Consider the following 22830-nt stretch of genomic DNA (forward strand, 5'->3'; position numbering starts at 1 on the left):
CGCGGACACCCCGAGGAAGGCCAGACGACGCATGTCTCAGCAGCCCTCGCAGCCGGCACAGCCCGCGCAGCGCATCCTGCTCCTGTCGACGTCCGACACCGACCTGCTCAGTGCCCGCGCGGCGAACACCTCCGCCGACGCCCCGGTCACGTACCGCTTCGCGAACCCGTCCCGGATCGACGCCGGGACCGGTCTCGACGCGCTGCTCGACGGCGCCGACCTCGTCGTCGTCCGCCTCCTCGGCGGAGTCCGCGCCTGGCAGGACGGCATCGACCGGCTGACCGCCGCCGGGATCCCGCTGGTCGTCCTCACCGGCGAACAGGCCCCGGACGCGCAGCTGATGGCCGCCTCCACCGTGCCCGTCGGCATCGCCGCCGAGGCCCACAAGTACCTGGCGCACGGCGGCCCGGCGAACCTCGCGCACCTGGCCCGCTTCCTGTCCGACACCGTGCTGCTCACCGGCCACGGCTTCGAGCCCCCGGCCGCCGCGCCGACCTGGGGCCCCCTCGACCGCACCGCCCCGCGGGCCGACGGCCCGACCGTCGCCGTGCTCTACTACCGCGCCCACCACATGAGCGGCAACACCGCGTTCGTGCACGGCCTGTGCGACGCGATCGAGCAGACCGGCGCCCGCCCGCTGCCCCTCTACGTCGCCTCCCTGCGCGCCCCCGAGCCCGAGCTGATCGACGCGCTCGGCGCCGCCGACGCCGTCGTCACGACCGTCCTCGCGGCCGGCGGCACCCGCCCCGCCGAGGCGAGCGCCGGCGGGGACGACGAGTCCTGGGACGCGGGCGCGCTGACCGGCCTCGACGTGCCGATCCTCCAGGCCCTGTGCCTGACCTCCTCGCGCGCCGACTGGGAGGAGAACGACGAGGGCGTCTCCCCGCTGGACGCCGCGAGCCAGATCGCCGTGCCCGAGTTCGACGGACGCCTCATCACCGTGCCGTTCTCGTTCAAGGAGATCGACGAGGACGGGCTCCCCGCCTACGTCGCCGACCCCGAGCGCGCCGCCCGCGTCGCCGGGATCGCCGTGCGCCACGCCCGCCTGCGCCACATCCCGGCCGCCGAGAAGAAGCTCGCGCTCGTCCTGTCCGCGTACCCGACCAAGCACTCCCGCATCGGCAACGCGGTCGGGCTCGACACCCCCGCCTCCGCCGTCGCCCTCCTGCGCCGGCTCGTCGACGAGGGCTACGACTTCGGCGACACCGCCGAGATCCCCGGCTTCGTCTCCGGCGACGGCGACGAGCTGATCCGCGCGCTCATCGACGCGGGCGGCCACGACCAGGACTGGCTCACCGAGGAGCAGCTCGCCAAGAACCCGGTCCGCATCCCGGCCGCCGACTACAAGCGCTGGTACGCGACCCTGCCCGAGGAGCTCCGCGAGGGCGTCGAGCGGCACTGGGGCCCGCCGCCCGGCGAGATGTTCCTGGACCGCTCCCGCAACCCGGAGGGCGACATCGTGCTCGCCGCCCTGCGCCGCGGGAACCTGCTCATCCTCATCCAGCCGCCGCGCGGCTTCGGCGAGAACCCGATCGCGATCTACCACGACCCCGATCTCCCGCCGTCCCACCACTACCTGGCGGCCTACCGCTGGATCGCCGCGTCCTCGGACGACAACGGCTTCGGCGCCGACGCGATGATCCACCTCGGCAAGCACGGCAACCTGGAGTGGCTGCCCGGCAAGAACGCGGGCCTGTCCGCCGCCTGCGCCCCCGACGCCGCCCTCGGCGACCTGCCGCTGATCTACCCGTTCCTGGTCAACGACCCGGGCGAGGGAACCCAGGCCAAGCGGCGCGTCCACGCCACGCTCATCGACCACCTCGTACCGCCGATGGCCCGCGCCGACTCCTACGGCGACATCGCGCGCCTTGAGCAACTCCTCGACGAGTACGCCCAGATCGCCTCGATGGACCCGGCGAAGCTCCCGGCCATCCGCGCGCAGATCTGGACGCTCATCCAGGCCGCCAAGCTCGACCACGACCTCGGCATGGCGGACCGCCCCGACGACGACGGCTTCGACGACTTCCTGCTCCACGTCGACGGCTGGCTGTGCGAGGTCAAGGACGCGCAGATCCGCGACGGCCTGCACGTCCTGGGCGCCGCGCCGCAGGGCGAGGCCCGCGTGAACCTGGTCCTCGCGATTCTGCGGGCCCGCCAGATCTGGGGCGGCACGGAGGCCCTGCCGGGGCTGCGGGAGGCTCTGGGGCTGGACGAGTCGGCGGCGACCCGTACCGCGGCGGACTCCGTCGAGGAGCAGGCCCGTGCGCTGGTCGAGGCGATGGAGGCCGCGAACTGGGATCCCGCCGCGGTCGCGGGCGTTGTTGCCGACAGCGGGCCGGTGGGGTCTGGTCGCGCCCGCGCGGCGGAGCCGCAGGTGTCACAGCCCCGCGACCCTGAAGGCGATGACTCCGTCATCGCCATCCTCGACTTCGCCGCCCGTGAGGTCGTGCCCCGCCTCGACCGGACCACGGACGAACTCGACCACTCCGTCCGCGCCCTGGAGGGCCGCTTCGTTCCCGCGGGCCCCTCCGGCTCCCCGCTGCGCGGGCTGGTCAACGTCCTCCCGACCGGCCGCAACTTCTACTCCGTGGACCCGAAGGCCGTCCCGTCCCGCCTCGCGTGGGAGACCGGCCAGGCCCTCGCCGACTCCCTCGTCGAGCGGTACCGGCAGGACAACGACGGCGCGTACCCGACCTCCGTGGGCCTGTCCCTGTGGGGCACGAGTGCCATGCGCACCGCCGGCGACGACGTGGCCGAGGCCCTCGCCCTGCTCGGCGTCCGCCCGGTCTGGGACGACGCCTCCCGCCGCGTGACCGGCCTGGAGCCGATCCCGCACGAGGAGCTGAACCGCCCCCGCATCGATGTGACGCTGCGCATCTCCGGCTTCTTCCGCGACGCGTTCCCGCACGTCATCGGCCTGCTCGACGACGCGGTCCGGCTGGCCGCTTCGCTCGACGAGCCGGACGAGCACAACCACGTACGGGCCCACGTACGGGCCGACCTCGCCGAGCACGGCGACGAACGCCGCGCCACCACCCGCATCTTCGGCTCCCGCCCCGGCACGTACGGCGCCGGTCTGCTCCAGCTGATCGACTCCAAGGACTGGCGCACCGACGCGGACCTCGCCGAGGTCTACACGGTGTGGGGCGGCTACGCCTACGGCCGCGGCCTCGAAGGACGCCAGGCCCGCGGCGAGATGGAGACGGCCTACAAGCGCATCGCGGTCGCCGCCAAGAACACGGACACCCGCGAGCACGACATCGCCGACTCCGACGACTACTTCCAGTACCACGGCGGCATGGTCGCCACCGTCCGCGCCCTGCGCGGCACCGCCCCCGAGGCGTACATCGGCGACTCCACCCGCCCGGAGACGGTCCGCACCCGCACCCTGGTCGAGGAGACGTCCCGCGTCTTCCGCGCCCGTGTCGTGAACCCCAAGTGGATCGAGGCGATGCGCCGCCACGGCTACAAGGGCGCCTTCGAACTCGCGGCGACCGTCGACTACCTCTTCGGCTACGACGCCACGACGGGCGTCATCGCCGACTGGATGTACGACAAGCTCACGGAGACGTACGTCCTCGACGAGACGAACCGTCAGTTCCTCTCCGAGGCCAACCCCTGGGCCCTGCACGGCATCGCCGAGCGCCTCCTGGAGGCCGAGTCCCGCGGCATGTGGGAGAAGCCCGATCCCCAGGTCCTGGAGGCCCTGCGCCAGGTCTACCTGGAGACCGAGGGCGACCTGGAGGACGACGCGTAGGACGGTGTGCGGGACGGGGCGGAAGAAGGCGGACGGAACCCACTGTCCGCCGACCCCCTGGGTGACTTACGATGCAGCCGTCTTCGAGCCCGCGTTGACCAGTGGCTTCTCCGGTGGGGGGTACCTCCGGCGCCCGGACGTCCGCGTGCTCCCACAGCATCACCGGCGTCGCTCCGGCGCCGGTCCACCCAGGGGGGTTCGACACCCTTGCGCAGACGCGCTCTCTCCACCGCGACCGCCGTCGCGGTCCTCGCAGGTTCGGCCGCGCTCGGCGTCGCCGGATCCGGCACCGCCGTCGCCGACCCGGCGAAGGCCCTAGGCGTCAAGTCCGTCGGCGACATGGCCGTCGACGGGGTGCACAAGCGGATCTATCTTTCCGACCCGCAGAGCGACGCCATCGTCGTCACCGACTACGCCGGCGCCCAGCTGCGGCGCATCACCGGCCTGGACGGGGTGCGCGGCCTCGCCCTGTCGGCGGACTCCTCGCGGCTGTACGCGGCCGTGACGGACACGGACACCATCGCCGAGATCGACACGGCCGCCGGCACCACGGTGGGCTCCTACGCGCTGGGCGGCGCCGACGCACCGCTGGACCTCGCGGTGGCGGGCGACGTCCTGTGGTTCAGCTACGGCCCGTCCGGCGACGGGGCGCTCGGCTCCCTCGACACCACGCAGCCCACCCCCGAGCCCGCCCTCGGCCAAAAGGGCTCGTACACCTTCTACGGGGCACCGGTCATCGCCGTGTCGCCGGACGGCAAGGAACTGGCCGCGGGGGACCCGAACACCTCCGGCGGGGTCGCCGCCGTGTACGACCTGTCCGGCACCACGGCCACCGAGCGGGTCGTCAAGGGCCTGGAGGGTGCCTCCTTCCACCGCCAGCTCGCGTTCTCCCCGGACGGCACCGAGCTGTTCGTGGCGGGCGGCAGCGGGTCCGCGCCCTCGGCCTACGCGACCACCGACCTCAGCCCGGTGCGGACCTACCCCGCCGGTGGCTTCGGCTCCGCCGTTGCGGTCTCGCCCTCCGGGAACGTGGCCGAGGGCAGCTCGCCCTCGTACGACTCCACGGTCCACGTCTACCGTCCGGGCGGGACCACCGCGATCCGCAGCTACGCGCTCGGGCACACCTCCACCATCTCCAGCGGTGACGACACCCTGGTCCCCGGGGCGGTGGCCTGGACGCCCGACGGTTCCCTCCTGTTCGCGGTCTCCGACAACTACGAGGGCGCCTTCCGCCTGCACACCTACACGGACCCGAACCGCACGGCCCCCACCCTGACGGTGAACGCCCCGTCGACGGCCACCCGCGCCACGTCCCTGACGGCCACCGGCAAGATCAGCTCGGTGGTGCCGTTCACGGCCCCCGTCCAGCTGACGGTCACCAGGTCGGACCTGGAGACTCCGAGCGGCAAGGTCGTCAAGACCGTCACCACCAAGGCCGACGGCACGTACTCGTTCACCGACACCCCGCCCGCCGGCGGCAAGGTCACCTACAAGGTGTCCTACGCGGGCGACGCGGACCACGCCCCCGTCAGCAAGTCGGACGCGGTCGAGGTGTCGCGCAACAGCACCACGCTCACGCTGAACAAGAACAAGAACGTCTACGAGTACGGCAGCGACGTCACGTTCACCGCGCACCTCGGCACCACCTACAAGAACCGCAAGGTGGACATCTACGCCAACCCCTACGGCAGCGACCGGCCGAACAAGCTGGTGAAGTCGGGCACGGTCAACTCCAGCGGCAACCTGTCCGTCACCCTCGACCTGACCCGTGACGTCACGCTCTCCGCGGTGTACGCGGGCGACGCCCGCTACAAGCCCAAGACGGTCACCAACACCGTCTACACCCGGGCCCGTTCCTCGGTCACCCCGTCGAACCACTACAAGACCGGGACCATCGGCTCGCACAAGTACTACTGGTTCCACAAGAGTTCGACGATCTACGTGACGACGTCGATGAACTACTACACGGGCCGGCAGTTCCGCCTCGACCTCCAGGTCTACGCGGGCGGCGCCTGGCGCTCGGGCGGCAGTGAGTACTTCAATCTCGGCACCGCGGGCACGACGAAGGTCAACATGGGCGCGGTCGGCGCCTCCGGCTACAAGTTCCGGGTCCGCGCCGTGTACGTCAACGGCAGCTCGGGCGACAACGTCAACACGACGAAGTACAGCTCCTGGAAGTACCTGTACTCGACGAACTAGCCCGTCAGACGGGCGGTGAGACTGCGCCCGTACACGTGGTGCGTGTCCACGTCGAGCCGGGTGCCGCCCGGCACGGCACGGACGCGCACCGCGTCGTCTCCGGAGACCTTGCGCAGGGTCCGCCCGCGCAGGGTCACGGTGACGGTGTCGCGGGTGGTCGTCGGGTCGGCGACGGCGACCGCCACCTCGTCCCCGCTCTGGCGCACCAGCACGGATGCGGCCCCGTCGACGCTCAGCCCGGCCACGTGGTGCGTCCCGGCGCCGAAGCCGTTCAGCGCGGTCAGGCCGAGGCCCTCGTGGCGGACCGCCTGGAGGCGCGGGGTGTTGGCGAGGACGCGGACGGCGTCGTACGAACGGACCGCTTCCGCCGTGGCGCCGGGAAGCAGCGCCCAGGCGAAGGCGATCGGGCCGGCGCCGGGCGGTTGCGCCGTCGTCAGGGAGAAGACCTGTTTCGTGACGGCCGTGTCCGGGTTCGAGAGGCGGACGGTGCGGCGGCTGCGGGTGACGGTCGTCAGGCGGGGCTCGGCGGCCGGGCCGGCGAGCCGGACGTAGCCGACCGCCGTGCCCTGCGTGGCATCCGCCCAGCGCACCCAGGAGTCCCCTTCCGTCACGGACACCGCGTCGCCCGCCGCCGCGATCCGCGCGTCGAGCGTCGTCGTGACCGCGCGGCCCGCGCCCGGCGCGTCCCCGACCCCCGCACCGAGCAGCACGACCTCGTCGTCCAGCAGGAACCAGGAGCGGGTGGCGCGGGCGGAGCGGTACGCCACGAAGTCGTCCGGCAGGATCCCGGCCGTCTTGTCCCGCCACGGCACGTCGTCCGTGAGCACCCAGCCGACCGCCCCGTACGCGCCGAGCACGGCGCCGCCGGAGTGCGCGCCGGTGGCGGTCGGGAAGTAGACGTACGCGTTCTGCGACTCGCTGGACGCAGTGAAGTTCAGCGGATGGCCGGGGTTGTCGTAGAAGAGCTTGCCGCCGTACGCCTCCGGGACGGTGGCCCGGTGCTCGACGGGCGCGGTGACGCCCGCGAGACCGTACGGCGAGACGGTGGCGAGGTGGTCGACGCCGTACGCCTGCCGCTGGTCCTGCCCGGACAGGTACAGCTGGTGCGCGCCGTCGCCCTGGAACCACGGCATCAGGTTCTCGCCGCTCATGTACTCGTACTTGGAGATCCGGTCCGAGCTGCGGGAGAGCGTGAACGCGTAGCCGGGGCGGCGGTGCACGGTGCGGTCCATGGCGTGGAAGGCCACCGACCGGGCGGGCGGGTTGAGGTCGGCGGCGGGGACGGAGGCGTCGGCGAGGAGGTCCGCGTACCGGACGATGCTGAGCGGGGAGACGAACGAGGTGGGGTCGAGCGCGCTGCGGGAGCCGGCCCGGATGTGCTTCACATAGCTCTTCAGGGCCCGGGCCGGTTCGCCCGCGGACAGGGAGGCGAGGTCGACGACGGCCTCCACGATCACGGCCACGTCGTCGTACCCGGTGCCGGTGCGCGACACCGCGCGTCCCTTCACCGCCTCCATCATCCAGCCCTCGAAGATCAGCGGCGCGAACCCGTCCGCGACCCACCCGTGCACCACCGGCACCAGCTCGTCGCCGTGCGCGAACCCGCTCCCGTCGAGGACCTTCAGCGTCTGCACGACCCGGCTGAGCAGGCCCTTCCCGTACGAGCCGGTGTACGCGACGGAAGCGTGCTGGAGGAACGATCCGTCGGCGTAGTACCCGTCCGTCACGCCGTGCCGCAGGTCGTACGGGTCGATCGTCGCGAACACGGTCAGCTGGTCGGTGAGCGCCTTGCGGATGCGGGCCTCGTCGGCGGTGAGGGCGCCCTGGAGGATGCGGTTGGTGGTGATGTCGGCGAGGTTCGCGCCGGTGTGGAACCGGGAGTCGAGGTCGACGTCACCGTCCTTGCCGTTGCGCAGGTACGCGTCCATCGAGGCGAGGCACGCGGTGACCAGTTCGGCGGGGGCGCGGCCGGCGAGCAGGACGAGGGTGCGGGTGAGGTGCTGGGAGATCCCGATCTCCCAGGAGAACCAGTTGCCGTAGTAGCCCTTGGACTGGTCGCCGTAGAAGCGCTCGTGCAGCCACGCCAGCCGGTCGAGCACCCGGTCCTGCACGGCCGTGCTCCCGTACAGATCGGCCGGGACGCCGGGCGTGCGCGTCGCGAGCGCGATCTCGTACAGCTTCTGGAAGCTGGCGGTCAGGTTCGGGTCGCTGGTGCCGAGCGGGAGACCGGAGAAGAGTTCGGTGTCGCCGCTCGCGGCGTCGAGCGCGGCGAGGTTCGTGCGGGCGGCGCGCTCGATCGCGGCGCGCTTGCCGGCCGTCTCCGCACGGGAGTTGGAGTCCTCGGTGCCGGCGAACACGGCGACCGTGTTGGCGAGCACCCGGGCCGCCCCGTCAGCGGCCCGGGCGGCCCCGGCCCACCCGACCGGTACGACCCCGAGCACTCCGGCCGCCCCCAGCATCCCCAGCACGTGCCTGCGACTGAGTCCCATCCGCCGGACGATGACAGACCATCACCTCCCTCACAAGGGGTCTCACTCCCACCAGGCGCTCCGCACCCGCAGGGACCCCGTGCTCTCGCAGCCCGCCCCGTTCACCACTTCCTCCGTGTCGAGGCTCCAGCCGACCACCCCGTTCCCCTTCCGGCCGAGCTCGATGACCCGCTGTGCGTCGACGTGCCGCCCCTCCTGCACCTGGCAGCGCAGCACCGAGGTCCAGGCCCGCCCGTCGAGCGCGGTCCCGACGGCCAGGAGCGGGAGCACCAGGACGGTGAGCACGGCCGCCACCCACCGCTCGGTGCCGCTGATCCGCCGCAGCCAGGGGGCCGGTTCGTACGAGGGGTCGTGATGGTGGCGCCCGCGCCGCCCGGCCCGGTACTCGACGACGACGCCCTCGCGGAGCGCGAACGCGGCGAGCCCGGTGCCGAGCCCCCACCAGGGCCCGTAGAAGCATCCGGCGAGGATCCCGACGGCGATCGGGTTCGCGACGGTGAGGGCGAGGCGGCGGGCGGTGCCGAGCAGCCCGCCGCCCTTGGGCACGGCACCCCGCGCGGCGAACAGCGCGAACACGACCCGGGAGGCGACGATCCCGAGCACGGCGCCGAGCAGGGGTTCGGTGAGGACCATGCCGATGAGCACGTCCGGCCAGTTCCCGAACTCCATGCCGACGAACACGTCCCGGGCCCCCTCGGCACCGCCCACGGTGTACGCGACCTTGATCGCGGGCACGGCGAGCGCGAGGGCGAGGAGCACGGTGTGCCCGGGGCCGCCCTTGCGGTCCATGGAGCGGACCTGTTCCGGCTGTCGCTGTTCCTGCACCTGCTCTGGCATGCGGCCCACTGAAACACCTGCTCCGGGCCTGCTCGGGGAGGCGGCGCCGGGGCGGGCCCTCACCCGCACGGCCGGGTCCCGGGTGCGCGGGGGGCCCGCCGCGCCGATGGTCGTAGCACCGGTGCGCACCGGAACGCACCGGAGTCGGCACGGGACGGGGGACGGTGTTGGGACAGGCAGGGACGCTCATCCTCGTCATGGCGGCGGCGGTCGTGGCGCCGCTGCTCGCGCACGGGGTGGGCCGCTGGGCGCGGATCCCCGTCGTCATCTTCGAGATCGTGCTCGGCATCCTGATCGGGCCGGACGTGCTGGGCTGGGCGCACGGCGGCGAGGTCGTCGACGTGCTGTCCGACCTCGGCCTGTCGATGCTGATCTTCCTGGCCGGCTACGAGATCGAGTTCGCCGCGATCAAGGGCGACACCCTGCGCCGTTCGGTCGCCGCGTGGGTCGTGTCGCTGGCGCTGGGCCTGGCGATCGCGCTGGCCCTCACCGGGCTCGACCTGGCCCGTACGGTCATCATCGGCACCGCACTGACGAGTACGGCGCTCGGCACGGTGCTGCCGATCCTGCGGGACAGCGGCGATCTGGATGGCCGGTTCGGCACGGTGATGCTGGCGTTCGGCGCGGTCGGCGAGTTCGGGCCGATCATCGCGATGGCGGTGCTGCTGAGCGGGCGCAGCCCCGGCACGGCCACCGTCGTCCTCGCGGTGTTCGCGGCGATCACCGCGGCCGCCGTGTTCTGGGCGCTGCGCCCGCGCCCGCCCTGGTTCAGCCAGGTGATCCGGACGACCCTGCACACGAGCGGCCAGTTCGCGGTGCGGTTCGTGATGCTGCTGCTCGTGGCGATGCTCGCGCTGTCGCAGGCGTTCGGCCTGGACGTGCTGCTCGGCGCGTTCGCGGCGGGCCTGCTGACCCGGCTGGTGCTGGTGGGGGCTGCGCCGGAGAGCAGCGAGGAGGTGCTGGAGAAGGTCGAGGCGATGGGCTTCGGGTTCCTGGTGCCGCTGTTCTTCATCGTGACCGGCATCGAGTTCGACCTGGCCTCGCTGCTCGACGGGGGCCGCACGCTGCTTCTGCTGCCGGTGTTCCTGGTGCTGTTCCTCGTGGTCCGCGGCCTGCCCGCGTACTTCCTGGCCCCGCGTGACCTGAGCCCGCTCAGCCGGCGCGCCCTGACCGTGTACTCGGCGACCTGCCTGCCGCTCGTCGTGGCGATCACCGCGATCGGCGTCGACGACGGGGTGCTGGCGCAGAGCGACGCGGCGGCGCTGGTCGGCGCGGCGATGATCTCCGTCCTGGTCTTCCCGCTGGTCGCGATGCGGCTGCGGGCGCGGGCCCGGGGCACGGCGCCGGAGCTGCCGCGCGGGGCGGGGGAGACGGAGACCTGGTGAGCCGGGGCCGCGCTCCTTTGTCTCAGCCAGGGCTGCGGGGCAGATCCCAGACGACTCGCCGTTTGCGCGGGCCGCGCAGCAGCCCCTGCGTCTGGGTGGTGATCGCGGCGAGCGCGTTGACGGTCCAGTGGGCGAGCGGATACAGGGGCAGCAGCAGACACGCGTAGAGGAGCCGTGGGTCGAGGCGGAGTTCGACGGCGACCGCGATCGCGATCTGGAGCATCGCGACGACGGCGATCCCGACGCCCCACGCGATCATCCAGCGGAACTCGGTGTCGCCCGGGTGCCCGATCCAGTGCACGACGCCCCACACGGTCGCCGCGAGCATCGTGAGCACCCAGACGTAGGAGAGGAGGGCCTCGACGGCGATGGGCCACATGCCGCGGTGCCGGGCGCGGGCGACGGTGCGGCCGTGCGTGCGCAGCACCTCGCCCTGGCCGCGGGCCCAGCGGGTGCGCTGCGCCCAGATGCCGCTCAGGGTCTGCGGGACCTGCATGCCGACGAGGGCGTGCGGGGCGAAGCCGGTGAGGTGTCCGGCCTCCAGGAGCCGCCAGGTCAGTTCGATGTCCTCGGTGGCCATGCGGGGGTCGTAGCCGCCGACGGCGAGGACGGCGTCGCGGCGGAACAGTCCGAGGACGCCCGCGACGGTGCCGACCCGTCCGGCGAGCGCGTGGGTGCGGCGCATCAGCCCGATCAGCGAGGCCGTCTCCAGCATCTGCATGGTGGCGAGGACGCTGCCCCGGTTGGTGACGCGGGGGCTGCCGGCGACGGCCGCGTAGCGCGGGGAGCGCTGGATGCGGGCGACGAGGTGGTGTACGGCGTCGGGGTGCAGGTGGGTGTCGGCGTCGGTGACGAGGACGAGGTCGTGGCGGGCGCGGCGCATCCCGTCGTTGAGGCGGTCGGCCTTGCCGAGGTTCACGCCGTCGTCGAAGACGGTGACGCGCGGGTCGTCCCCGGCGGCGGCGCGGGCGGCGGCGACGGTGGCGTCCTTGGAGCCGTCGTTGAGGACGAGGATCTCCAGGCCGGGGTAGTCGACGCGGCGCAGGGCCGCGACGCAGCGCGCGATGACCGCTTCCTCGTTGTAGGCGGGGACGAGGACGGTGACGCCGGGCCAGCCGCCGTCCGGCTCGACCGCGTCGGGCCGCTCGTCGAGGAGCCGGAAGGCGACCCCGCCGACCATCCAGGCGGCGCCGGTCACGACCGGGTAGAACGCGAGGAAGACGAGCAGGACGTCGAGGAAGCTCACGGGGCCTTTCCCTCCTCACGGCGCCGGGAGGCGCTGCCGAAGGCCAGGGCGATCCCGAAGACGCACCAGGAGACCAGGACGGCGAGCAGCAGGTGCCGCAGGATGAACGACTGCCCGAGCAGCACGACCGCGAGGACACCGGCCGCCAGCCAGATCAGCGTGCCGAGCAGGAACGCGAGGACCTTGCGGCGGCCGGGGGCGGGCCGGGCCGGTTCGAAACGGAGCGGCGGGCGGCTGGGGCTGGTGCTCATACACGGACCGACCTTCTCGTGCGGCTCACGCGTCACGTAGCGGCAACCCTATGGCGCCCTGGGCCGGGTATGCACCTTATGTCCGTCGCGGGGGGTGCGGGCGACGGCTGTCGTCGGGGGTGCGGGCGGCGGACCGTCAGGGGGTGCAGGCGGCGGCGACCGACACGCTGTTCTCGTACAGGTGGAAGCGTGTGATGCGGCCCTCCTCGACGGTCAGGCGCAGCGCGTAGGGCCCCTCGAAGGACTTGCCGGTGGCGCGCACGGTGCCGGAGATGTGCCCCATCAGCACGGCGTCCGTGCCGTCGACGAGCAGCGTGTCGACCGAGGCGCGGGCGTCCTCGGCGACGGTGTGCGCGGCCAGCTCCTCGAACTGCGCGGCGCACTCGGCGGCGGTGCGGCGGGGCCGGATCCACGGGACGACGGGGTTCTCGGCGAGCAGCCAGTCGACCTCGTCGGCGAACAGCGCGGTCAGCCGCTCGGTGTCGGCGGCGGCCCGTGCGGCGAAGAAGGCGTCGACGGCGGTGCGGGTGGCCCGGGCGGCGTCGGTGCGGCGGGTGTCCTCTGCGGTGGTCATGCACCGATCGTGGCCCGGGCCGCCGGAATGCGCGATGACCTGGGAGGTAATGCCGCCCGTCAGCCCCGCAGCGCCGACGCGAGGATTCCCGGCAGGCGCCGCATCCTGCCGTCGGCGGTGTACGCGGTCAGGCGGCGCATCGTCGTGCGGCCGGTGCGGTTGGTGACGTAGTACGGCGGGCGGGGCGACAGCGAGGGCGAGCCCGTGAACAGGCCGCGGGGCGCGGGCGCGAACGGCGCGCGCAGCACCGTCTTCTCCACGTCCTCCAGCTGGAAGGCGTTGTGCACGAACCCGATGCCGCTGCCGATGTCCTGCCGGGTGTGGCCGGGGAACGCGCCCCACGGCGTGTAGCCGAGCAGGAAGCCGAACGCCGACCAGCAGTTGACGCCGAGCGTGCCGTAGCGCAGCGCGGCGATCGCCCCGTCGACCGCCGTGCGGTGGGCGCGCTCGGTGCGGGGGTGGACGAGGAGCGTCGCCCCGAGCGTGCCCGGCAGCCTGTCGTTGGCGAACTCGACGGCTGCGGCGAGGAATTCGGGGGCATCGGCGCCGGGCAGGCGCACCACGCCGAGCGCGCTCGCGAACACCTCGATGGTGAGCATCGGGTCGTCGGGGTCGCTGATCTCGGGGACCAGGACCCGGCAGCCGCCGTCGCCGTAGGCCTCGGCGTCCGGGTGCGTGCCGGCCGTCGCGGCGATCCGGTCGGCCGCACCCGGGTAGTGATCGGCGCGCTCGGGCAGTTCGCGCAGGACCCGGCGGATCTCCTCGAGCAGCCGCTCCGTGCCGTCCCAGTCCCGTGGCACGACCAGGACCTGGGTGGCGACGCAGTTGTGGCCGGAGTTGTTGAGCTTGCTCGTGACGATGTGCTCCGCCTGGAAGCGGAAGTCCGCCGCGCTCCACGGTCCGGGCGTCACGATGCACGGGCTCACCCCGCCCAGCTCGCTCGTGAACGGCTTGCCGTTGAGCGGGGCGCCGGCCGCGCGGCGCTGTGCGGCCTGCTCGTCCGTGCCCCACACGATCGCGTCGTGGGTGCGCTCGCTGCCGGTGACATGGATGGTGTCGACGCCCTCGTGCCCGGTCAGGTACGCGCCCTCCGCCGCGCCCCCGTCCACGAAGCGCACCCAGCCGCGCTCCACGAACTCGGCGAACACCGCCTCGAAGTGCGGCCGCAGGTAGGCGTTGACCGGGTTCATCTTGGCGAGGACGACCTGGCCCTCGGCGTACAGCTTGTGCAGGACGTCGAGCGGGGTGATCGCGGCGACGTTGCCCGCGCCGAGCACGAGCGCGACTCCGCTCGCGCCCGCCCGGCCCCGGTACTCCCCGGCCGCGCGGGCCAGGACCTGCTCGCGGGTGGTGCCCGGCAGCGTCCACACCTGGGCGCCGAAGCCGCTCAGGAGCAGCCGGTCGGAGCCGGTGACCGGGAAGACGTCGACGACCGTACGACCCTCGCGGGTCCGGACCGCCCTGTCCGGTACGGGAGTTCGGCCCGCGTCGAGGCGGCGCAGGACGTGCAGGGTGGCGCGCACGCCCTGCGCGAGCGCCCAGGGCGCAGCCACCCAGTCCTCGGCCGCCCAGCCGGAGTCCTCCGGATACCCCTTGGCGCGGGCCGCGTCGGCGACCATGGCGGCGGCGCCGGCCGCGATCCGCGGCAGCATGCGCTCCAGCAGGGCGATCCGCTCGGGCAGCGCGGTCCTGGTCCAGCTCCCGGCGCGCTCGCGCAGGTCGTGGACGGCCCGGTCCAGCGGGGCGGTGTCCAGCGCCGATGCGGTGGTGCTCACAGGTCGACTCCTCTTGTGTTCACGGGTGTTCAGGTGGTCAGGCGGGTCCGGTCGCGCTCCGGGTCGACGAGCGCGTACGCGGCCACGGCGCCGGCCGTGAGCAGCACGCCGGACAGCAGCACGGCGTGCCGGTAGCCCGCGGTGCCCTGGGCGTCGACGAGGGCGCCGACGACCGCGGGCGCGACCAGGCCGGCTGCCGTGACCAGCGCGTTCATCAGGCCGAGGGCGCCGCCGCCGCGGCCCGGCGGGGCGAGGGCGGCGACGGTGGTGGCGGCCACGGTGGCGTAGGCGCCGCCGAAGCCGAAGCCCAGCGCGATCAGCACGGTCTGGGACGCGCGCCCGTCGGTCAGCGGTGTGAGCAGCAGGCACACCGCGCCGATCGCGAGCAGGCCCGCGCCCACCCGCCCGCGCGCGGCCTTCCCGCTCGCGCCGCGCCGCATCAGCCGCCCGGTCAGCCAGGCCTGCCCGAACAGGACGGCGGCGCCGACCGCCCAGGGCGCGACGATCACCAGTCCGGCGGTGCCGGCCGCGTAGCCGAGGGCGTGGCGCAGGTACGACGGCAGCCACACCAGCATCAGCGCCACGGTCCAGTAGCTGGTGAAGTACGCGAGCGTCGTGCCGATCCAGGTGCGGCTCGCGAAGATCCGCCGGTAGGGGACCTGCGGTCCGGTGCCCGTGGCGCCGCCGCCGGCGGGGCGCGGGCTGTCCGCGCCGAGCGCCGCCCAGGCGAGACCCCACACCGCGCCGGCCGCCGCGAGCACCCACAGGGCCGAGCGCCAGCCGTGGTGCTGGATCAGCCAGGTCAGGGTCGGGGCCGAGACGATGACGCCGAGCGTGATGCCGACCGTGATCAGGGCGCCCGGCAGATTGCGCCGGTGGTCGGGGAACCAGGACAGCGTGGCCTGCTGGGCGACGGGGAACGCGGGTCCCTCCGCCGCGCCCAGGAACACCCGGGAGCCCACGAGGACCGCGAGCCCGCCACCGATCGCGGGCGGCACCTGCGCCACCGACCACAGCGCGGCCATGACCAGGAGCAGCACCTTCGGCGACACCCGGTCGGCGGCGAGCCCGACCACGATCGCGGCGACCGAGAACAGCAGGAAGAACGCGCTGTTGGCGAGCCCGAACTCGGTGGCGCTCAGGTGCAGATCGGCGCGGATCTCGTCACCGGCGAGCCCGAGGACGGACTTGTCCGCGAAGTTGACCATCATGAAGAAGACGAGCAGGCCGGTCACCGTCCAGGCCCGCCGGCCGCCGCCCTCGCGGTCCGCGACTCCCTTGCCGGGCGCGGCGGTCGTGGCGGTCATGCGAGCGGGACCCCGGCGATGGCGATGCGCTCCATCACCCGGCGCTGCGGGAAGTAGTCGTTGACCGCGTAGTGCTGGACGGCGATGTTGTCCCAGATCGCGATGGAGTCCGGCTCCCAGTGGAAGCGGATCTGGAACTCGGGGATGCGCGCCTGGAGCACCAGGATGTCGAGCAGTTCGCGGTTCTCCCGCTCGGACAGGCCCTTGATGTACCGGGTGAAGGGCTCGTTGACGTACAGCGTCCGGCGGCCGCTGCGCGGGTGGCGCACGACGACGGGGTGCTCGACCTGCGGCCAGTTCGCGCGGAAGGCGGCCTTCTGGGCGTCGTCCATGAGCGCGCCCCAGCTGGCCTCCCAGTCGTGGACGGCGGTCAGTCCGTCGATGCGCTCCTTCAGGTCCTCGGGCAGGTTGTCGTAGGCGGCCGCCATGTCGGCCCACATGGTGTCGCCGCCCGCGGCGGGCACCTCCACGGCGCGCAGCACGGCGCCGAGCGAGGGGTTGGCCATGAACGAGTGGTCGCTGTGCCAGATGTTCTTGTTGCCCGCGGCCTTGGCGTCCTTGGCGAGCCGGGAGATGCCGGGGGTGCCGGTCCGCGCGAAGAACGGGTTGGGCTCGGGCGGGCCCCACACACCCGAGAGGGCCAGCTGGTGCTCGGCGGTGAAGCCGTGCTGCCCCCGGAAGAAGATCACCTTCCACTCGAGGAGCGCCTGGCGCAGCTCCCCGGCGAGCTGCTCGGTGAGGGGCCGGGTCAGGTCGACGCCGCCGAGCACGGCGCCGAAGTGCGGGGTGAGCGGGGCGACCTCGAAGCAGGTGTACGCGGGCTGTTCGGTGCCCGGGGCGAGCCGGTCCAGGGTGCGGCGCCCGTAGTGCATCAGGGGCTTGTCGAGCACCGGGCGGGGATCGGCCACGGAGGCCGAGGCGACGTCGTGCATGAGGAAGTCCTCCCGACAGCGCACGCGTGAACGCGGGCGGCTGGATGACAGACACGGATTACGTAACCGGCAGTATCGATATTGCCTCGCGACGAGGCAAGGGGGTGCGCCGGGTTGATTTCCGGGGGCCGGGAGGCGGGGACGGCCCCGGGATCGGGGGACGGGGTGGCCTGGGGCTGGGGCGGCGGTCCGGGACCGGGCGGTGCGACGGCCTGGGGTGGGGAGGCGGGGCGGGCTGGGGCTGGAAGGCGGGACAACCCGGGACCGGGAGACAGGGCGGCCTGGGGCTGGTCGGTGTGATGGCCTGGGCCGGGAGAAGGGGCGGCAGAGGCCGGGAGGCGGGGACGCCCCGGGATCGGGAGGCGGGGCGGCCTGGGGCTGAGGGGAGTGGACGGCCCGGGACCGGGAGGCAGGGCGGCCTCGGGCTGAGGGGAGTGGACGGCTCGAGGCCGGGAGGCAGGACAGTCCGGGACCGGGAGAACCGAGGCGGCCTCGGGCTGGGGGGCGGGGCGGCCCGGGGCCGGGCGGTGCGACGGTCCGGGACCGGGCGGTGGGGTGCTCTGGGGCTGGGGGTGGGACGGCTGGGACCGGGCGGCGCCGCCCGGCGTCAGGAGGCGACCGCGCGCCCCACGAGGTCCACCACCGAGTCGACCAGCGCCTCGTCCGGCAGCCGCTGCTCGGCGACCAGGCGGAACAGCAGCGAGGAGGCGACCAGCGTCGTCGCCGTGGACAGATCGGCGTCCGGCCGCACGTCGCCGCGCGTCACGCCGCGCTCCAGGACGTGCCGGGTCTCGCTCGTCACGCGCGCCGTGTACGCGCCGTACCCCTCGGGCACCATGTCCTGCTCGGCGGCGGCGCCGATCACCCCGGCGAGCAGTCGTGCGATGCCCGGCTGCCGGTACGCGGTCATGCGGGCGGTCAGGACGGCCCGCAGCTCGGCGCGGAAGTCCCCCATGTCGGGCACGCTCAGCGGCCCGATCCGGGACTCGGCCGCCGCGATGACGAGATCCTGCTTGGTCGGCCAGCGCCGGTACATGGCCGGCTTGCTGACCCCGGCGCGGGCCGCGACGGAGTCCATCGTCAGCGCGGCCATGCCGCTCTCCGCGACCAGTTCGACCACGGCGTCCAGGACGGCGCGCGTGACGTGCTCCTGGCGCGGCCGTCCCGGTCCCCGCCGCGTGCCCTGCCCCTGATCGTCGGCCATGCGGCGACCCTACGCGGCCGTGAGCTCCGCCCGCAGCACGTGCTTGGTGACCTTGCCGGAGGGGGTGCGCGGCAGCTCGGCGCGCAGGACGAGTTCGCGGGGGATCTTGTAGCGCTCGTCCAGGGCCGGGCCGGTCGGGTGCCGGCCATGGCGCGAAGCTCTGAATGATGGTTCACTGCTTGTATGGCCTACCGCAAGACCCCCGCCGAGATCGGCCGGCTCGAAGCCGCGCGCGAGCACCTCGTCGCCAGCGCCACCGCCGTCGTCGCCGAGGTCGGCTGGGCGCAGGCCTCGGTCACCGCCGTCGCCGCCGCGGCCGGGATCGCGGCCGGGTCCGTGTACCAGCACTTCCCGTCCAAGGCCGCGCTCGCCGTCGAGGTGTTCCGGCGCGCCGCCGGCCGCGAGGTCGAGGTCCTCGGGCAGGTGCTGCACGAGCCCGGCGACCCCGTCGAGCGCCTCGCCCGCGGCGTCGAGGTCTGCGCCCGCCGCGCCCTGGAGAACCGGGGCCTGGCCTACGCCCTGCTCGCCGCCCCCGCCGAACCGGCCGTCGGCGCCGAGCGCCTCGACTTCCGCCGCCGCTACCGCGCCCTGTACGCCGAGGTCGTACGGGAGGGCATCGCGGCCGGCCGGCTCCCCGCACAGAACGCGGAGATCACCGCCGCCGTGCTCACCGGCGCCATCGGCGAGGCCCTCGTCGACCCTCTCGCCGACCCCGACCCGGACGGCACCGGACAGCTCCTCGCCGACCTCACCGCCGCCGCGCTGCGCTGCGCGGGCGCGCCCACACCCTGACCCCACCCCGTCCCGTCACAGGAGGCACGCACCGTGCAGAGCAAGCCCACCGCCGTGACCCACGAAGTGACCAACCAGGCACCGCCGTTGACCGGCCACGACGTCGCCGACGACCCGGTCCTGCTGGAGGGCGTGCGCCGCGAGGGCGCCGCCTGGTCCCTCGACGACCTGCACCGCATCGGCCGCCGCGCGGGCAGCGAGGAGGTCCGCCGCTGGGCCGAGGAGGCCAACACCTACGAGCCGGTCCTGCGCACCCACGACCGCTACGGCAACCGAGTCGACGAGGTCGACTTCCACCCCGCCTACCACTCCCTCATGGACGTGGCGATCTCCGAAGGCCTCGGCGGCAGCGCCTGGGCCGACGAACGGCCCGGCGCCCACGTCGCGCGTGCCGCCGGGTTCATGGTGTGGTCCAGCACCGAGGCCGGACACGGCTGCCCGGTCTCCATGACGTACGCCGTCGTGCCCGCCCTGCGCCACGCCCCCGACCTCGCCAAGACGTACGAACCCCTGCTGACCAGCCGCGTCTACGAGCCCGGCCTGCGCACCCCCACCGAGAAGGCCGGGCTGCTCGCCGGCATGGGGATGACCGAGAAGCAGGGCGGCACCGACGTGCGCGCCAACACCACGGCCGCCGTCCCGCAGCCCGACGGCACCTGGCGGCTGCGCGGCCACAAGTGGTTCACCAGCGCCCCCATGAACGACCTGTTCCTGGTCCTGGCCCAGGCCTCCGGCGGCCTGTCCTGCTTCCTCGTGCCGCGCGTCCTGCCCGACGGCAGCCGCAACACCTTCCGGATCCAGCGCCTGAAGAACAAGCTCGGCAACCGCTCCAACGCCTCCAGCGAGCCCGAGTTCGACGACACCGTCGCCTGGCTCGTCGGCGCCGAGGGCAAGGGCGTGCGCACCATCATCGACATGGTGACGAGCACCCGCCTCGACTGCGTCCTCGGCTCCGCCTCCGGCACCCGCGCCGCCCTCGCCGAGGCCGCCCACCACGCCCGCCACCGCTCGGTGTTCGGCGCCAAGCTCATCGACCAGCCGCTCATGCGCAACGTGCTGGCCGACCTGTCCGTCGAGTCCGAGGCGGCGACGACGGTCGCCCTGCGTCTCGCGGGCGCCGCCGACCGCGCCCAGCATGGTGATGAATCCGAGCGCGCCTTCCTGCGCCTCGCCACCGCCGTCGCCAAGTACTGGGTCTGCAAGCGCCAGCCCGCCGCCGTCGCCGAAGCCCTGGAATGCCTCGGCGGCAACGGATATGACGAACTGTCAGGAATGCCGCGCCTCTACCGCGACGCCCCCCTCAACGGCATCTGGGAAGGCTCCGGCAACGTCAACGCGCTCGACATGCTCCGCGCCCTCGCCCGCGAACCCGCCTCCCTCGACGCGTTCCGCACGGAGATCGAGGCCGCGTCCGGCGCCGACGCGCGGCTCGACACCGCCTGGCGCGAGCTCCAGGGCGAGCTGACGCTCACCGAGGACGCCCCGCTGCGCGCCCGCCGCGTCATCGAACGCGCCGCGCTCGTCCTGCAGGGCTCGCTCCTCGTCCGGCACGCGCCGGCCGCCGTCGCCGACACGTTCTGCGCGACGCGGCTGGCCGGCGACCGCGGACAGGCCTTCGGCACGCTGCCGCCGGCCTCTGACTTCGCGGCGCTCCTCGACCGGCTGCCCGCAGGCCTCTGACCGGGGGACGCGGACGGATCAGTCGTCGGCGCTGTCGGCGGCGGCCTTCGCGTCCACCACCCCGAGCCCGAGTTTCTCCACGTGGTCCGGGTTCTTCGCCGTGTCCCGGATGATCCGCATGATCTCGTCCGGGTCCTTGCCCTCGCCGTGCAGCAGCGCGGCGACGGCCGCCACGTACGGGGCGGCCATCGACGTCCCGTCCAGCTCCCCGTACCCGGAGTCGTTCACCTCCCCGTTCTTCTTCTCGGTGAGCTGCACCCCGTACGTTGGCAGCGTCGACATGATGCCGACGCCGGGCGCCGAGACGGCGTCCTGCGCACCGAAGTTGGAGAACTCGGCCGGCTGCCCGTCGCGATCGCTCGCCCCGACCACGAGCACCGGAGTCTGCACCTTGTACGGCTGGGTCGCGGCGCCGTCGTTCCCGGCGGCGGCCACGACCACGGCGCCCTTGTCGTGGGCGTGCTGGATCGCCGCGTTCAGGATGCCGCCCTGGAGGAGGTTCGACATCAACGGGCCTTCCCCGAGGGAGAGGTTGATGACGTCGGCGCCGTGGTCGGCGGCCCAGACGATGCCCCGGGTGATGTTCCCGTTGCTGCCGCTGCCGTCGGCGCCCAGGACCCGTACCGGCATGATCTTCGCGGCGGGGGCGCCGCCCGCGACGCCGATGCCGTTGTCGGTGTGGGCCGCCGCGATGCCCGCGACGTGCGTGCCGTGCCCGAAGCCGTCCTGCGGCTTCTTGTCGCCGTCCACGAAGTCGTACCCGCCGACGAGACGGCCCTTCAGATCCGGGTGCTTCAGGTCGACGCCGCTGTCGACGACCGCGATCACCGTGTCGTCGCCCTCCGTGTCCTTCCACGCGTCCGGCAGCCGCAACGTGTCCAGCGCCCACTGCCGGCCGCGCAGCGGGTCCGCCTTCTTCTCGTCGTCCCCGCACGCCGTGGTGAGCCCGCCGACCATGACCCCCACAACGATCCCGACGCAGATCCTCCGGACGGCAGCACGGGTCATCGGGGCCTCTTCTCGATCGGCGCGTTCTTCTCTCGGGCTGCTTCCAGGGGACGGCCCGCCCCTCGCGACGGCGACACGGGTTCCTCCGGACGGGTGAGCCTCTCGTCGCCGGCTGCGGGCGGGTGGGGGCTGGTCGCGCCCCGCGGCGGAGCCGCTGATGGACACAGCCCCGCGCCCCTGAAAGGCTGCGGCTTCGCCGCGCCTTCCCCCGACAACAGGCGCCCCGCACCTTGATCGGGGAAATGCGACCCGAAGGGTCTGCATTTCAGGGGCGCGGGCCGGTGGGGCGCGACCGGCGGGCCCCCGGGGCGCACGGAGTGCGCCTTCAGGGGCGCGGGGAACTGCGCGACCAGCCCCCACCGGCCCGCACCCCGCGACGAGAGGCTCACCCCGCAGACGCTCCCCGCGCGCGAACCCCGGCCCACCCCGCGATACTGCGGCACATGGACGACCCGCCCCCCGCGCGGCGCGCATGCTCACCCGCCTGAAGAACCTCCAGGCCAGAGCCGAGCGCCGCGCCCCCGTGATCACGGAGGTGATCGCCCGCCTGGTCACGGGCCGGCTCCTCGACTCGGCGACCCGCCTGGCGGCCCAGGCCTTCCTCGCCGCCGTCCCCCTCCTCTTCGCGATCGCCGCGTTCGCCCCGCACGGCATCCGCGCCCAGCTCCAGGACTCCGTACGGACGATGTTCGGCCTCTCCGGAGTCACCGCCGACGAGCTCGGCCAGGTCATCAACTCCGACGCCGACGACGAGATCCGCGACACGAGCGGAGCGATCGGACTCGTCGTCGCCCTCGCCTCCGCGACGAGCTTCAGCCGCGCCATGGCCCGGGTCTGCGAACGCGCCTGGGGCCTGCCGAAGGCATCGACCCGCATCACAGCGTGGCGCTGGGTGGTGTGGCTGCTCGCCCTCGTCCTGTTCGTCTTCCTCCAGGGCCCGATCCGCCAGGGCTTCGGCGCCGGCGCCCTCCTCGGCGTCCCCCTGTTCTTCCTGCTCAGCACCACCGTCTGGCTGTGGACCCAGCACCTGCTGCTGGCCGGCCGGCTGCCCTGGCTGCCGCTGCTCCCCGGCGCGGTCCTGGCCGGCGCCGCCACCAGCGCGCTCGCCCTCAGCGCCCGCGTCTACCTGCCCGTCGCCCTCGATCGCGCCCTCGGCGAGTACGGCGCCCTCGGCCTGGTCCTCGCGATGCTGTCCTGGCTGATCGTGCTGTGCGCGGCGGTCACGTTCGCGCTCACCATCGGCGCGGTACTGGCCCAGGCCCCGCCCCTGGACCGCTGGGTGAACCGCCCGCCGCCGCGCCCCTGACCCCCGTTCGGCCCACCGCCACGTGCACCCGCCACCGGCCCGGACTTGGATGACGCCATGAGGTCCGGCCCCGCCAGGCGGCCGAGGG

16 protein-coding genes are annotated in these 22830 nt (G+C 73.6%); 6 read left to right on the plus strand and 10 right to left on the minus strand.

Features of this window, described 5'->3' with window-relative positions; all coding sequences use genetic code 11:
- Nucleotides 1-31: 31 nt before the first annotated feature.
- Both cobN and IAG42_RS18465 read left to right on the plus strand, forming a co-directional pair.
- Nucleotides 32-3757 (plus strand): cobaltochelatase subunit CobN, encoded by a 3726-nt coding sequence (gene cobN, locus IAG42_RS18460; RefSeq protein ID WP_188338078.1) that lies wholly within the window; start codon nucleotides 32-34, stop codon nucleotides 3755-3757.
- Nucleotides 3758-3964: 207 nt separating this feature from the next.
- On the plus strand, nucleotides 3965-5956 hold the full coding sequence (locus IAG42_RS18465; RefSeq protein WP_188338079.1) for a WD40 repeat domain-containing protein: 1992 nt from the start codon (nucleotides 3965-3967) through the stop codon (nucleotides 5954-5956).
- Here IAG42_RS18465 and IAG42_RS18470 read toward each other — a convergent pair.
- Both IAG42_RS18470 and IAG42_RS18475 read right to left on the minus strand, forming a co-directional pair.
- Entirely contained in the window at nucleotides 5953-8445 is a 2493-nt protein-coding gene (locus IAG42_RS18470) for a polysaccharide lyase family 8 super-sandwich domain-containing protein (protein ID WP_188338080.1), read from the minus strand. The genes IAG42_RS18465 and IAG42_RS18470 overlap by 4 nt on opposite strands.
- A gap of 42 nt (nucleotides 8446-8487) precedes the next feature.
- The gene (locus tag IAG42_RS18475; RefSeq protein WP_188338081.1) at nucleotides 8488-9282 is read right to left on the minus strand and encodes a hypothetical protein; all 795 of its coding nucleotides are present in this window, start codon (nucleotides 9280-9282) and stop codon (nucleotides 8488-8490) included.
- Nucleotides 9283-9449: 167 nt separating this feature from the next.
- Here IAG42_RS18475 and IAG42_RS18480 point away from each other — a divergent pair, with 167 nt between their 5' ends.
- Nucleotides 9450-10667 (plus strand): cation:proton antiporter, encoded by a 1218-nt coding sequence (locus tag IAG42_RS18480; protein ID WP_188341462.1) that lies wholly within the window; start codon nucleotides 9450-9452, stop codon nucleotides 10665-10667.
- 22 nt (nucleotides 10668-10689) lie between these two features.
- Here IAG42_RS18480 and IAG42_RS18490 read toward each other — a convergent pair whose 3' ends face one another.
- From IAG42_RS18490 to IAG42_RS18520, 7 genes are all read right to left on the minus strand, one after another.
- On the minus strand, nucleotides 10690-11913 hold the full coding sequence (locus IAG42_RS18490; protein ID WP_223206059.1) for a glycosyltransferase: 1224 nt from the start codon (nucleotides 11911-11913) through the stop codon (nucleotides 10690-10692).
- Entirely contained in the window at nucleotides 11910-12164 is a 255-nt protein-coding gene (locus IAG42_RS18495; RefSeq protein WP_188338083.1) for a hypothetical protein, read from the minus strand. The genes IAG42_RS18490 and IAG42_RS18495 overlap by 4 nt, the downstream gene beginning before the upstream one ends.
- A gap of 136 nt (nucleotides 12165-12300) precedes the next feature.
- Nucleotides 12301-12738 carry a nuclear transport factor 2 family protein gene (locus IAG42_RS18500; protein WP_188338084.1) on the minus strand — a complete coding sequence of 146 codons (438 nt, stop codon included), beginning with the start codon at nucleotides 12736-12738 and terminating at the stop codon, nucleotides 12301-12303.
- A gap of 59 nt (nucleotides 12739-12797) precedes the next feature.
- Nucleotides 12798-14513 carry an aldehyde dehydrogenase family protein gene (locus tag IAG42_RS18505; protein WP_188338085.1) on the minus strand — a complete coding sequence of 572 codons (1716 nt, stop codon included), beginning with the start codon at nucleotides 14511-14513 and terminating at the stop codon, nucleotides 12798-12800.
- A 29-nt stretch (nucleotides 14514-14542) separates the two neighbouring features.
- On the minus strand, nucleotides 14543-15820 hold the full coding sequence (locus IAG42_RS18510; RefSeq protein WP_188338086.1) for an MFS transporter: 1278 nt from the start codon (nucleotides 15818-15820) through the stop codon (nucleotides 14543-14545).
- Nucleotides 15817-16752 (minus strand): TauD/TfdA dioxygenase family protein, encoded by a 936-nt coding sequence (locus IAG42_RS18515; protein ID WP_188338087.1) that lies wholly within the window; start codon nucleotides 16750-16752, stop codon nucleotides 15817-15819. The genes IAG42_RS18510 and IAG42_RS18515 overlap by 4 nt, the downstream gene beginning before the upstream one ends.
- 607 nt (nucleotides 16753-17359) lie before the next feature.
- Nucleotides 17360-17956 carry a TetR/AcrR family transcriptional regulator gene (locus IAG42_RS18520; protein WP_188338088.1) on the minus strand — a complete coding sequence of 199 codons (597 nt, stop codon included), beginning with the start codon at nucleotides 17954-17956 and terminating at the stop codon, nucleotides 17360-17362.
- 183 nt (nucleotides 17957-18139) lie between these two features.
- Between IAG42_RS18520 and IAG42_RS18525 the strand changes: the two genes are divergently transcribed.
- Both IAG42_RS18525 and IAG42_RS18530 read left to right on the plus strand, forming a co-directional pair.
- Nucleotides 18140-18748 carry a TetR/AcrR family transcriptional regulator gene (locus tag IAG42_RS18525; protein ID WP_188338089.1) on the plus strand — a complete coding sequence of 203 codons (609 nt, stop codon included), beginning with the start codon at nucleotides 18140-18142 and terminating at the stop codon, nucleotides 18746-18748.
- A gap of 33 nt (nucleotides 18749-18781) precedes the next feature.
- Entirely contained in the window at nucleotides 18782-20428 is a 1647-nt protein-coding gene (locus IAG42_RS18530) for an acyl-CoA dehydrogenase family protein (protein WP_188338090.1), read from the plus strand.
- Nucleotides 20429-20446: 18 nt separating this feature from the next.
- On the opposite strand, the gene IAG42_RS18535 is transcribed toward IAG42_RS18530, so the two are convergent.
- A complete protein-coding gene (locus IAG42_RS18535) occupies nucleotides 20447-21436 on the minus strand; it encodes a S8 family peptidase (RefSeq protein ID WP_223206060.1) in 990 nt (329 codons plus the stop codon).
- Nucleotides 21437-21908: 472 nt separating this feature from the next.
- On the opposite strand from IAG42_RS18535, the gene IAG42_RS18540 reads away from it, so the two are divergent.
- Nucleotides 21909-22742 carry a YhjD/YihY/BrkB family envelope integrity protein gene (locus tag IAG42_RS18540; protein ID WP_188338091.1) on the plus strand — a complete coding sequence of 278 codons (834 nt, stop codon included), beginning with the start codon at nucleotides 21909-21911 and terminating at the stop codon, nucleotides 22740-22742.
- Nucleotides 22743-22830 lie beyond the last annotated feature (88 nt).

The sequence above is a fragment of the Streptomyces xanthii genome (assembly GCF_014621695.1).
Classification (GTDB): domain Bacteria; phylum Actinomycetota; class Actinomycetes; order Streptomycetales; family Streptomycetaceae; genus Streptomyces; species Streptomyces xanthii.

Excerpts from the sequence above, each read along its gene's own strand:
- IAG42_RS18495 (WP_188338083.1), bottom strand. The coding sequence starts at position 12,164 with ATGAGCACCAGCCCCAGCCGCCCGCCGCTCCGTTTCGAACCGGCCCGG.
- IAG42_RS18525 (WP_188338089.1), top strand. The coding sequence starts at position 18,140 with ATGGCCTACCGCAAGACCCCCGCCGAGATCGGCCGGCTCGAAGCCGCG.
- IAG42_RS18515 (WP_188338087.1), bottom strand. The coding sequence starts at position 16,752 with ATGCACGACGTCGCCTCGGCCTCCGTGGCCGATCCCCGCCCGGTGCTC.
- IAG42_RS18470 (WP_188338080.1), bottom strand. The coding sequence starts at position 8,445 with ATGGGACTCAGTCGCAGGCACGTGCTGGGGATGCTGGGGGCGGCCGGA.
- IAG42_RS18540 (WP_188338091.1), top strand. The coding sequence starts at position 21,909 with ATGCTCACCCGCCTGAAGAACCTCCAGGCCAGAGCCGAGCGCCGCGCC.
- IAG42_RS18475 (WP_188338081.1), bottom strand. The coding sequence starts at position 9,282 with ATGCCAGAGCAGGTGCAGGAACAGCGACAGCCGGAACAGGTCCGCTCC.
- cobN (WP_188338078.1), top strand. The coding sequence starts at position 32 with ATGTCTCAGCAGCCCTCGCAGCCGGCACAGCCCGCGCAGCGCATCCTG.
- IAG42_RS18520 (WP_188338088.1), bottom strand. The coding sequence starts at position 17,956 with ATGGCCGACGATCAGGGGCAGGGCACGCGGCGGGGACCGGGACGGCCG.
- IAG42_RS18535 (WP_223206060.1), bottom strand. The coding sequence starts at position 21,436 with ATGACCCGTGCTGCCGTCCGGAGGATCTGCGTCGGGATCGTTGTGGGG.
- IAG42_RS18500 (WP_188338084.1), bottom strand. The coding sequence starts at position 12,738 with ATGACCACCGCAGAGGACACCCGCCGCACCGACGCCGCCCGGGCCACC.
- IAG42_RS18510 (WP_188338086.1), bottom strand. The coding sequence starts at position 15,820 with ATGACCGCCACGACCGCCGCGCCCGGCAAGGGAGTCGCGGACCGCGAG.